Consider the following 11,114-nt stretch of genomic DNA (forward strand, 5'->3'; position numbering starts at 1 on the left):
GTTGTACATTTTACCGTTGCTGCATAGATTTAAAAAATCATACAAATTATAGTAATTCATTGATTTATAATGTTTTGATTTATAATCATCGAGTTTTAGATTTCTAATGAATTCAAAATTCTTTGTACCACTTTACGTTGGACAATTTTAGGCGGAAAAAACTGACCTTTGTCACGACTTGCATCGATGACTATCGCGACGCGGTGCTGCGAAGCCCTGAAATCGTGGAAAGTGCACGTTGTTAGCGACTGCATAGAAATTCATCCCCAATGGTGAAATAAAAATAAAACCTATACCTGTAGCGGTGTTATTCACTGTTAATTAGTACTTTGGTGTGAATCTGGATATAAAAATACCACTCGCGGGTGAGTTATTTAAAATGTTTCAACGGACATACTCTTCATCGTAACGTGGCGTTAACAAATGTAAGTCATGTTAACAACAATTTGAGTGGTAATTAATTTAACTTCATGTACGACCAGGTCCAGGGTGACAGCATGAAAAACAAGTTGTTATTTATGATGTTTACAATACTGGGTGTGCCTGGGATTGCATCCGCAACCAGTTATGATTTAGCTAATTCAGAATATAACTTTGCGGTAAATGAATTAAGTAAGTCTTCATTTAATCAGGCAGCCATTATTGGTCAGGTTGGCACTGCTAACAGTGCAAATACTCGCCAGGAGGGCAGCAAGTTATTGTCGGTCATTTCGCAAGAAGGTTCAGGTAACCGGGCGAGAACAGATCAGACAGGATCATATAATTTTGCATATATTGATCAAACGGGCAGCTCCAATGATGCGAGTATTAAACAAAGTTCTTACGGTAATACAGCGATGATTATCCAGAAAGGTTCTGGTAATAAAGCAAATATTACCCAGTACGGTACACAAAAAACAGCAGTTGTGGTGCAGAGACAGTCGCAAATGGCAATTCGCGTTACTCAACGCTAATCCGTGAACGACGTTTAAATCAATCCGATGGGGGTTTTACCATGAAACTTTTAAAAGTGGCAGCATTCGCAGCAATCGTAGTTTCTGGCAGTGCTCTGGCAGGCCTTGTTCCGCAATTGAACAGCAATGGTCACCATAACGGTGGCAGTAATTATGGCCCGGACTCTTCATTGAGTATTTACCAATATGGGTCAAGTAACGTTGCGAATGCGCTGCAAAGTGATGCACGTAAATCAGACGTGACCATCACACAACACGGACATGGTAACGGTGCTACCGTCGGGCAAGGTGCTGATGACAGTACCATTAGCCTGAAACAGACTGGCTTCCAGAACAGCGCTGATATTAATCAGTGGAATGCAAAAAATGCTGACATCAGTGTAACTCAGTTCGGTGGTCGTAACGGTGCGGTGGTTAATCAGACTGCATCTGACTCGAATGTTCTGATTCAGCAGGTTGGTTATGGCAACAATGCGACAGCTAACCAGCACTAATTCAGTTTTATGACTGATAATAAACAGGGCGAAAGCCCTGTTTTTTTTCGGGAGCATATTATGCATACGCTATTACTTATTGCCGCGCTTTCAAATCAAATAACCTTTAATACGACCCAGCAAGGTGAGATGTATACCATTATTCCGCAGGTGACGTTATCTCAACCCTGCGTGTGTCAGGTTCAAGTTCTTGCCATACGTAAAGGGTCGGGGGGACAAAGCCAAACACAACAGAAAACAAGCCTGTCGATCCCTGCTAATCGGCCGATTGAATTAACAAAACTGAGCTTTAATATTTCACCTGAGGATACGGTCAACATTGTTGTTACCGTTTCGGATGGGCAGTCATTGCATCTGTCCCAGCAGTGGCCTGATTCAAGCAGTCGTTCATGATTTTTTATTGTATTTGCTTTAAGGGTGTGGCTGGGACAGCGGTGCTGTTCTATGAATATAGAGACGTGAAAACGTTTTTATTTGGTCATTAATCGCAGCGGTGAAGGATCACTTCGATCCCTCAAGGATGGTTTATCATTGAGGAACCCTTATGAGCACCTTATTAAAACGTATTTTAAGTACCAGTTTATGTGTTACTTCTTTTTTTATGTTCTCCGCAACGGCGCAGCAAATCACACCTGGCGGAATTATCCATTTCCGTGGCGCAATAGTTGAATCACCTTGCGAGGTGAACTCGCAACAACAACAGATTGAATTGTCATGTATACGTGACGGCAAGTTACGGAGTAGTCGCTATAACACACAACAGATAGCGATGGCCCCTCAAAGCCTCCAGCAGATTGCCAGTGTGAAAATGCAGTACCTTAATGAACAGAAAAATCTGGCGATTCTTAATATTGAATATAAATGAATCGTTCTGGAGTAGATATGCACCTGTATGGTTAAAAAGTGAGATTTCATAGAAAACCCTGCTGTACACTTAACAGAGAGTGTTTTGTCAGGGGGAACTTATGCAATCGCGTGTTCATGTTTTACAGGGCGACATTACGACAATCGCCGTTGATGTGATTGTCAATGCAGCCAACTCCTCGCTGCTGGGCGGCGGCGGCGTTGATGGAGCGATTCATCGCGCAGCTGGACCTGCACTGTTGGAAGCCTGCAAGCAGGTATTACAGCAACAGGGCGAATGCCCAACCGGTCATGCGGTTATCACCCTGGCGGGAAATCTTCCCGCCAAAGCGGTGATCCACACTGTTGGGCCGGTCTGGCAGGGCGGCAATCATCATGAAGCTGAACGCCTTGAAGAGGCCTATCTCAATTCATTACAACTGGCACTGGCCAATGGTTATCAATCTATTGCGTTTCCGGCTATCAGCACCGGAGCCTATGGATATCCACGTGCGGCGGCGGCGGAGATAGCGGTGAATACGGTGCTGAAATTTATCATCCGCCGTGCGCTACCTGATCAAATCTACTTCGTGTGTTTTGATGAGGAAAATGCCAGACTATACAAGAGATTACTCACCCAACAAGGCGATGATAACACGGCCTGATATGACGCGACTTGAGCGTGCCATTACCCCATTGTGCGTAAGCCATCCTGACCAGTGCGGCATTCTGGCACTGGATGACAGTCTGGATGCTTTCGCAGCCCGTTATCGGCTGACAGAAATGGCGGAACGAACGCTGGATGTGCAGTATTACATCTGGGAGAACGACATGTCCGGGCTGCTGCTGTTTTCTGTTCTGCTGGCAGCAGCAAAACGTGGGGTACGGGTTCGTTTGCTGTTGGATGATAACAACACGCCGGGCCTTGATGACACGCTGCGTCTGCTGGATAACCATCCGAATATTGAAGTCCGCCTGTTTAATCCCTTCTCATTTCGCATCCTTCGCGCGGTGGGGTATTTAACCGATTTTGCCCGGCTCAATCGCCGCATGCACAATAAAAGTTATACCGCGGACGGTGTCGTGACGCTGGTTGGCGGGCGTAATATCGGAGATGCCTATTTTGGTGCGGGTGAAGAACCGTTGTTTTCCGATCTTGACGTGATGGCCATCGGACCGGTGGTGAAAGAGGTCGCGGATGATTTTGAGCGCTACTGGCAATGTCAGTCAGTTTCAACGTTACAAAAAGTCCTGGCGTTGTCTGAGTCAGAAACGCTCCAACGCATTGAACTGCCTGAATCCTGGTATAACGACGATATTACCCGACGCTATTTGCACAAACTGGAGACCAGCCAGTTTATGACGCATCTCGATCAGGGATCACTGTCGCTGATTTGGGCCAAAACGCGACTGCTCAGTGACGATCCAGCAAAAGGAGAGGGGAAGGCTCCGCGTCACTCGCTATTACCGCAGCGTTTGTTTGACGTCATGGGTTCACCCACTGAGCGCATTGATATAATTTCTGCTTACTTTGTGCCGACACGTGCCGGAGTCGCACAGCTCCTGCGCCTGGTCAGAAAAGGGGTAAAGATTGCTATTTTAACTAACTCGTTGGCAGCGAATGATGTGGCAATTGTGCATGCAGGATATGCGCGCTGGCGGAAAAAATTACTGCGCTATGGTGTAGAACTGTATGAACTAAAACCAACCCGCGATCGCGGCGCAGTGGTGCACGATCGCGGGTTGACCGGGAATTCAGGCTCCAGCCTGCATGCGAAAACCTTCAGTATTGATGGCCGCAAAGTCTTCATCGGCTCGCTTAATTTTGATCCGCGCTCAACGTTGCTCAACACGGAAATGGGATTTGTGATTGAGAGTGAAGTGCTGGCGTCATTGATTCATAAACGCTTTATGCAAAGTCAGCGTGATGTGGCCTGGCAATTGCGCCTGGATCGCTGGGGCCGGATAAACTGGGTAGATTGTCCTGGCGGCTGTGAACGGGTAGTGAAAAAAGAACCCGCCACAGGATTCTGGAAGCGGGTTTTGGTGAGGCTTGCCTCTGTATTACCGATTGAATGGCTGCTCTGAACCATGCAATCACAGCCCTGCTATCCGGCAATGGCTTTGTTTTTATCCTGCTTAGCGATGGGTTTCCCGGAAAAGAGGAACTTCAGCACCGGTATCCGCAAGTGGATTTCGTACAATATCACCGCAATCCCGACCACAAACAGAAGCCCACAGAGAAAACCCAGCAGATTTGATGTGATGTGCGGTGTGATATAGGCACCGAAAAACAGCGTTAACGGATGATGCACCAGATAGATAAACAGTGATGCATTGACAAAATAGGTGACGCGGGCTGACTGGAAATTCAATAAACGGTGGCCGAGCGAGAAGACGACGTTAACCATCCACAGTCCCATCACCATCGTTATCACGTATTCGGTTTCATACATCCAGGCATCGCCGTTTCCATAGCGTTGATTGAGCAGATAAGCCACAAAAGCGAATGCCGCACCGAACGTGCAGCCGCGCGAGGGCGTTGTGAACAGTGCTTTCAGCTGCGGATTGATAAACGCCAGCGCGCCGAGCATAAAGAACGGCACATAGAACAGCGTTTGCATGACGATGAAATTAAACATGCCATCGCTGAGAATAGACGGGTAGACGATAAAAATTGTTCTTCTGACGGCGGCGTATCCGACGCCAAGCAACAAAAAAATCAACGTCAGTTTCGTCATCGATACCGTGGAAGTGCTGATGCCATCGGGGCTCGTCAACCGGTGTTTCATTTGGCTAAACACCCACATACTCACGGTTGTTAAAACGACAAGGACGAGTAAAAACCACAGATGAGAAATCAGCTCCCATGCCAGAGCGTTGTATTTATCGTATCCGCTGAGAGTATGCCAGCTGTCGGCTTTGCCTTTCACATATTGCAGCATGATAAATTGCGGCAGCGTGAGTAGCGGGATCGCGGTCAGCATAGGGATCCCCACGCGTTCAACACGCACTTTCCACCACCGCTTTAAGGGGTAGCGCAAAAACAGCATGTATGAAAAATAACCCGAAATAACAAAGAAGACCTGCATGCGAAATGCATGAATAAAGTCGTTAAAGAGGGTCAATATCCATGACGGTTCCGCGCTGTTCACATGCCAGGTATGTGTGGAGTAGATCAGCGAGATATGGAAGGGAATTCCCAACAACATCAGCCAGGCACGGATGGAATCCAGGAAATATTCACGCGGTGGAGATACAGAGCTCATAGACAGTTACGTATTCTCAGACTTTTCGTCTTATCCCTAAGACGAATTATGGTTACATTCGAAGGCAACCCTACACGAAGTCCAACAACCTGTCTCCAGGATAAGCACTCAAAGTGAAAACAGGTAGGCGAACCTGCTTAAACCATGAGCCAGCACGCGAACAATACAGGGATTCAGTTGTCGGAATACCCGATTATCCATTAAAATGGATCGGATCAATATAAGCACACAAAGGGGGAAGTGCTTACTAATTATGAAACATAAACTACAAATGATGAAAATGCGTTGGTTGGGTGCAGCAGTAATGTTAACGCTGTACACATCATCGAGCTGGGCGTTCAGTATTGATGATGTTGCAAAGCAAGCTCAATCCTTAGCCGATAAAGGCTACGAGGCGCCAAAAAGTAACTTGCCCTCCGTTTTCCGCGACATGAAATATGCGGATTATCAGCAGATCCAGTTTAATCGCGACAAAGCGTACTGGAGCAATCTCAAGACCCCATTTAAGCTCGAATTCTACCACCAGGGGATGTACTTCGACACGCCGGTCAAGATTAACGAAGTCACCGCCACTGCGGTGAAAAGAATCAAATACAGCCCGGATTACTTTAATTTTGGCGATGTTCAGCATGATAAAGACACGGTAAAAGATCTCGGTTTCGCCGGGTTCAAAGTGCTGTATCCGATCAACAGCAAAGATAAAAACGACGAAATCGTCAGCATGCTCGGTGCCAGCTATTTCCGCGTACTTGGTGCAGGCCAGGTCTATGGTCTGTCTGCGCGTGGCCTCGCGATAGATACCGCTCTGCCTTCTGGTGAAGAGTTTCCCCGCTTCCGTGAGTTTTGGATCGAGCGTCCAAAACCGACTGACAAACGTTTAACCATTTATGCCCTGCTGGATTCCCCGCGCGCGACCGGGGCGTATCGCTTTGTGATTATTCCTGGCCGTGACACGGTTGTGGATGTTCAGTCCAAAGTCTATCTGCGCGATAAAGTGGGCAAACTGGGCGTAGCTCCGTTAACCAGTATGTTCCTGTTCGGGCCGAACCAGCCTTCTCCGACGACAAATTATCGTCCTGAACTGCACGACTCAAACGGATTGTCTATCCATGCTGGCAACGGCGAGTGGATTTGGCGTCCGCTGAATAACCCGAAACATCTCGCGGTGAGCAGCTTTGCGATGGAAAACCCGCAAGGATTCGGCCTGCTGCAACGTGGACGTCAGTTCTCCCGTTTCGAAGATATCGACGATCGTTATGACCTGCGCCCAAGTGCCTGGATCACGCCAAAAGGTGACTGGGGTAAAGGCAAAATTGAATTAGTTGAGATCCCCACTAACGACGAAACAAACGATAACATCGTTGCCTACTGGACGCCGGATCAACTGCCGGAAGCAGGCAAAGAGATGAACTTTAAGTACACCCTGACGTTTACGCGTGATGAAGATAAGCTTCATGCGCCAGAAAATGCCTGGGTGCAACAGACTCGCCGTTCCACAGGGGATGTCAAACAATCCAATCTCATTCGTCAGCCTGACGGTACTATCGCGTTTGTGGTGGATTTCACCGGCACCGAGATGAAAAAGCTGCCGCAGGACACCCCGATTACCGCGCAAACCAGCATTGGCGACAACGGTGAAATCGTGGAAAGCACTGTGCGTTACAACCCGGTTACGAAAGGTTGGCGTTTGATGCTGCGCGTGAAAGTGAAAGATGCGAAGAAAACCACTGAAATGCGTGCTGCGTTGGCCAATGCCGATCAGCCGTTGAGTGAAACCTGGAGCTACCAGTTACCTGCCAATGAATAAGACAACTGAGTATATTGACGCAATGCCGCTTTCGGATATCGAAAAAGCGGCACTGCCGAAAACTGACATCCGCGCCGTTCATCAGGCATTGGATGCCGAGCACCGTACTTACTCGCGCGAAGATGATTCACCGCAGGGTTCTGTAAAAGCTCGCCTTGAGCAAGCCTGGCCAGACTCTCTGGCCAAAGATCAGTTGATAAAGGATGACGAAGGGCGTGACCAGCTGCAGGCAATGCCGAAAGCAACACGTACTTCAATGTTTCCCGATCCCTGGCGTACAAACCCGGTTGGCCGTTTTTGGGATCGCCTGCGCGGGCGCGATGTCACACCGCGTTATCTTTCTCGTTTGACGAAAGAAGAACAAGAGAGTGAGCAGAAATGGCGTACCGTTGGCACGATCCGCCGTTATACGCTGTTGATCTTAACGTTGGCGCAAACGGTCGTAGCGACCTGGTATATGAAGACGATCCTTCCTTATCAGGGATGGGCGTTCATTAATCCGGCGGATATGATGGGGCAGAACCTGTGGGTTTCCTTTATGCAGTTGCTGCCTTATGTGCTACAGACCGGTATCCTCATTTTGTTTGCCGTGCTTTTTTGTTGGGTATCAGCCGGTTTCTGGACCGCGCTGATGGGCTTCCTGCAGTTGCTGATTGGGCGTGACAAGTACAGTATTTCTGCCTCAACGGTAGGGGATGAACCGCTGAATCCCGAGCATCGTACCGCGCTAATCATGCCTATCTGTAACGAGGACGTTGACCGCGTATTTGCGGGCCTGCGCGCTACGTGGGAGTCGGTTAAAGCCACGGGGAATGCGGAGCATTTCGATGTTTACATTCTGAGTGACAGCTACAACCCCGATATCTGCGTCGCGGAACAAAAGGCGTGGATGGAGCTGATTGCTGAAGTGCAGGGCGAAGGACAGATCTTCTACCGCCGCCGTCGTCGCCGTGTGAAGCGTAAAAGCGGTAACATTGATGACTTCTGCCGTCGCTGGGGCAACCAGTATAGCTATATGGTGGTGCTGGACGCTGACTCCGTGATGAGCGGAGACTGTCTGACTGGTTTGGTACGCCTGATGGAAGCGAACCCGAATGCCGGGATTATCCAGTCTTCACCGAAAGCGTCTGGTATGGACACCCTGTACGCGCGCTGCCAGCAGTTTGCTACCCGCGTTTATGGCCCACTGTTTACCGCCGGACTTCACTTCTGGCAGTTGGGTGAGTCGCACTACTGGGGTCATAACGCGATTATTCGTGTGAAACCGTTTATTGAGCACTGTGCGCTTGCACCGCTACCGGGCGAAGGCTCGTTTGCGGGATCGATCCTCTCCCATGACTTCGTGGAAGCGGCATTGATGCGTCGTGCGGGCTGGGGCGTGTGGATTGCCTACGATCTGCCGGGCTCGTATGAAGAGCTGCCACCGAACCTGCTGGATGAGCTCAAGCGTGACCGTCGCTGGTGCCACGGTAACCTGATGAACTTCCGTCTGTTCCTGGTCAAAGGGATGCACCCGGTTCATCGCGCGGTGTTCCTGACCGGTGTGATGTCCTATCTGTCAGCACCGTTATGGTTTATGTTCCTCGCGTTGTCGACCGCATTGCAGGTGGTCCATGCGTTGACGGAACCGCAGTACTTCCTGCAACCACGTCAGCTGTTCCCGGTCTGGCCGCAGTGGCGTCCTGAGCTGGCTATCGCGTTGTTTGCCTCAACGATGGTGCTGCTGTTCCTGCCGAAGCTGCTAAGTATTCTGCTTATCTGGTGCAAAGGCACGAAAGAATACGGTGGATTTATTCGCGTCACGCTGTCGCTGCTGCTGGAGGTTCTGTTCTCCGTGCTGCTGGCACCGGTGCGTATGCTGTTCCACACTGTTTTCGTAGTGAGTGCCTTCCTCGGATGGGAGGTGGTGTGGAACTCGCCGCAACGCGATGACGACTCCACTCCGTGGGGCGAGGCGTTTATGCGTCACGGCTCTCAGCTGTTGCTGGGTCTGGTGTGGGCAGTAGGGATGGCCTGGCTGGATCTGCGTTTCCTGTTCTGGCTGGCTCCGATTGTCTTTTCACTAATCCTGTCGCCGTTTGTTTCCGTCATTTCCAGCCGCTCAACGGTTGGGTTACGTACCAAACGCTGGAAACTGTTCCTGATCCCGGAAGAGTATTCTCCGCCGAAGGTGCTGGTGGACACGGATAACTATCTGGAGCTGAACCGTAATCGTTCGCTGGATGATGGTTTCATGCACGCCGTGTTTAACCCGTCGTTTAACGCGCTGGCAACGGCAATGGCTACTGCGCGCCATCGTGCGAGTAACGTGCTTGAAATTGCACGTGATCGGCATGTCGAGCAGGCGCTGAATGAAACGCCGGAGAAACTGAATCGCGATCGCCGCCTGGTTCTGTTAAGCGATCCGGTGACCATGGCGCGTTTACATTATCGCGTCTGGAATTCACCAGATAAGTATTCTTCATGGGTTAATTATTATCAGGGGATTACCCTGAACCCACTGGCGCTCAGGAAAAAATAAGCGTGTGAAACGTAAAAATACCGGCCTGGCGCCGGTATTTTTTTATACTGAATATAAAAGTCATGGGGTATCCAGTGCGAATACTGGCTGTGGGAATGATAGTCTTTCTTCTGAGCGGATGCGGCAGCATTATTAGCCGGACGATCCCCGGACAAGGACACGGAAATCAATACTATCCAGGCGTACAATGGGACGTCCGGGACTCTGCGTGGCGTTATGTCACCATCCTGGATCTGCCGTTTTCGCTGGTGTTTGATACGTTGCTATTACCGCTCGATATACATCATGGGCCTTACGAATAACTATCGTTCATCCCATTCATCGGCTGCGGTCTGGCCTTCCTCTGTGTCAAGGGGAGGCTCCAGTTGAAATTCCCCCTCATCCCATTCGTGGAGCGTATTTTCCTCCTGCCACTCCTGGCGAATATCAATCTCATCATAGTCACCATCAAAAACGCTTTGTGCCGCTTCACCGCTCAGCATAGGCAAACATTCGCCTTCGCCATCATCTTCGTCGGCAAAAAATTCAGCTTGCCACATGATATCGCCATCCTGTAGCACGTACTTTTGTACGTTCAGCTGCTGGACACTGGCTTCGTCAGATTCCAGGCCTGGATTATCAGCCAGAAACTCTTCACGGGCTGCATCAATGGCTTCTTCAAGGGTGGGGTACAAGGCATTCATATTCGCATCCTGATCGCATGGGTGATTGGCCTAATAAAAAGATATAGGTGGTGCGGTGAGAACTGTCAAAGCATTCGTTTATCGCGAAGTTGCAGGCATGCAACGGCTTGAAGCATCGGGTGTTTCTCACCATAACCACACGGTTGTGGTGCTTCCCGGAACAACAAAAATACGGGTTGAACTCTGCCGCCAATACGATTCATGAACAATAAACCTTAAGTATCTAAAAATGGGGTGTAATGTATTAAACTCAAGCGGTTATGACTGGAGCACAATACGTGAGGATATTATAGTTTAAAGGGGGTGATTGAATAGCAAACTTGCGACAGCTTACAATGAAAAAACACAATGGGCAGATGAGATAAACATTAATTAACGGCATGAAATTAAAGGAGAATGATATCAAGAAGCAGATATAGATAACATCTGAAATCATCAACATTTAGTAATGTGGATAATATCGCCAACCATTTAATTTGTAACTCGTATGTAAACTCCTGGTTTGCATAAAAATGAATTCATCATATTTAATGAATAATAACAG

General features: G+C 48.8%; 11 protein-coding genes. 9 read left to right on the forward strand and 2 right to left on the reverse strand.

The window, feature by feature from the left end; translation table 11 throughout:
• Positions 1 to 497 precede the first annotated feature (497 nt).
• The 6 genes from csgB to NNO03_RS22075 all read left to right on the forward strand — a co-directional run bounded on the left by csgB (position 498) and on the right by NNO03_RS22075 (position 4,378).
• Positions 498 to 953: a curli minor subunit CsgB gene (csgB, locus tag NNO03_RS22050; RefSeq protein WP_048211206.1), complete on the forward strand. Its 456-nt coding sequence runs from the start codon at positions 498 to 500 to the stop codon at positions 951 to 953.
• A 41-nt stretch (positions 954 to 994) separates the two neighbouring features.
• Entirely contained in the window at positions 995 to 1,447 is a 453-nt protein-coding gene (gene csgA, locus NNO03_RS22055) for a curli major subunit CsgA (protein ID WP_137383203.1), read from the forward strand.
• A 60-nt stretch (positions 1,448 to 1,507) separates the two neighbouring features.
• Positions 1,508 to 1,840: a curli assembly chaperone CsgC gene (gene csgC / locus NNO03_RS22060; RefSeq protein WP_137383204.1), complete on the forward strand. Its 333-nt coding sequence runs from the start codon at positions 1,508 to 1,510 to the stop codon at positions 1,838 to 1,840.
• A 151-nt stretch (positions 1,841 to 1,991) separates the two neighbouring features.
• Positions 1,992 to 2,312 carry a type 1 fimbrial protein gene (locus tag NNO03_RS22065; protein ID WP_271442729.1) on the forward strand — a complete coding sequence of 107 codons (321 nt, stop codon included), beginning with the start codon at positions 1,992 to 1,994 and terminating at the stop codon, positions 2,310 to 2,312.
• Positions 2,313 to 2,412: 100 nt separating this feature from the next.
• On the forward strand, positions 2,413 to 2,955 hold the full coding sequence (ymdB, locus tag NNO03_RS22070; RefSeq protein WP_271442730.1) for an O-acetyl-ADP-ribose deacetylase: 543 nt from the start codon (positions 2,413 to 2,415) through the stop codon (positions 2,953 to 2,955).
• Positions 2,891 to 4,378 (forward strand): phospholipase D family protein, encoded by a 1,488-nt coding sequence (locus tag NNO03_RS22075; protein ID WP_271450569.1) that lies wholly within the window; start codon positions 2,891 to 2,893, stop codon positions 4,376 to 4,378. Before ymdB ends, NNO03_RS22075 begins: the two co-directional genes overlap by 65 nt.
• A gap of 20 nt (positions 4,379 to 4,398) precedes the next feature.
• Here the strand turns inward: NNO03_RS22075 and mdoC are convergent, their stop codons facing one another.
• Positions 4,399 to 5,559 carry a glucans biosynthesis protein MdoC gene (mdoC, locus tag NNO03_RS22080; protein ID WP_271450570.1) on the reverse strand — a complete coding sequence of 387 codons (1,161 nt, stop codon included), beginning with the start codon at positions 5,557 to 5,559 and terminating at the stop codon, positions 4,399 to 4,401.
• Between the two features lie 271 nt (positions 5,560 to 5,830).
• Between mdoC and mdoG the strand changes: the two genes are divergently transcribed.
• The 3 genes from mdoG to NNO03_RS22095 all read left to right on the forward strand — a co-directional run bounded on the left by mdoG (position 5,831) and on the right by NNO03_RS22095 (position 10,189).
• Positions 5,831 to 7,366: a glucans biosynthesis protein MdoG gene (gene mdoG, locus NNO03_RS22085; RefSeq protein WP_137383216.1), complete on the forward strand. Its 1,536-nt coding sequence runs from the start codon at positions 5,831 to 5,833 to the stop codon at positions 7,364 to 7,366.
• The gene (gene mdoH / locus NNO03_RS22090; protein WP_137383209.1) at positions 7,359 to 9,887 is read left to right on the forward strand and encodes a glucans biosynthesis glucosyltransferase MdoH; all 2,529 of its coding nucleotides are present in this window, start codon (positions 7,359 to 7,361) and stop codon (positions 9,885 to 9,887) included. Before mdoG ends, mdoH begins: the two co-directional genes overlap by 8 nt.
• A gap of 74 nt (positions 9,888 to 9,961) precedes the next feature.
• The gene (locus NNO03_RS22095) at positions 9,962 to 10,189 is read left to right on the forward strand and encodes a YceK/YidQ family lipoprotein (protein WP_271450571.1); all 228 of its coding nucleotides are present in this window, start codon (positions 9,962 to 9,964) and stop codon (positions 10,187 to 10,189) included.
• On the opposite strand, the gene NNO03_RS22100 is transcribed toward NNO03_RS22095, so the two are convergent.
• Positions 10,190 to 10,570, reverse strand: coding sequence for a MysB family protein (locus NNO03_RS22100; protein ID WP_061068133.1), 381 nt, complete (start codon positions 10,568 to 10,570; stop codon positions 10,190 to 10,192).
• Positions 10,571 to 11,114: the final 544 nt, after the last annotated feature.

Source organism: Citrobacter sp. Igbk 16 (genome assembly GCF_028069755.1).
In the GTDB taxonomy this organism is placed as follows: Bacteria; Pseudomonadota; Gammaproteobacteria; order Enterobacterales; family Enterobacteriaceae; genus Citrobacter.

Coding starts and splice junctions, on each gene's coding strand:
- csgB (WP_048211206.1), top strand. CDS start 498: ATGAAAAACAAGTTGTTATTTATGATGTTTACAATACTGGGTGTGCCT.
- csgA (WP_137383203.1), top strand. CDS start 995: ATGAAACTTTTAAAAGTGGCAGCATTCGCAGCAATCGTAGTTTCTGGC.
- csgC (WP_137383204.1), top strand. CDS start 1,508: ATGCATACGCTATTACTTATTGCCGCGCTTTCAAATCAAATAACCTTT.
- NNO03_RS22065 (WP_271442729.1), top strand. CDS start 1,992: ATGAGCACCTTATTAAAACGTATTTTAAGTACCAGTTTATGTGTTACT.
- ymdB (WP_271442730.1), top strand. CDS start 2,413: ATGCAATCGCGTGTTCATGTTTTACAGGGCGACATTACGACAATCGCC.
- NNO03_RS22075 (WP_271450569.1), top strand. CDS start 2,891: ATGAGGAAAATGCCAGACTATACAAGAGATTACTCACCCAACAAGGCG.
- mdoC (WP_271450570.1), bottom strand. CDS start 5,559: ATGAGCTCTGTATCTCCACCGCGTGAATATTTCCTGGATTCCATCCGT.
- mdoG (WP_137383216.1), top strand. CDS start 5,831: ATGATGAAAATGCGTTGGTTGGGTGCAGCAGTAATGTTAACGCTGTAC.
- mdoH (WP_137383209.1), top strand. CDS start 7,359: ATGAATAAGACAACTGAGTATATTGACGCAATGCCGCTTTCGGATATC.
- NNO03_RS22100 (WP_061068133.1), bottom strand. CDS start 10,570: ATGAATGCCTTGTACCCCACCCTTGAAGAAGCCATTGATGCAGCCCGT.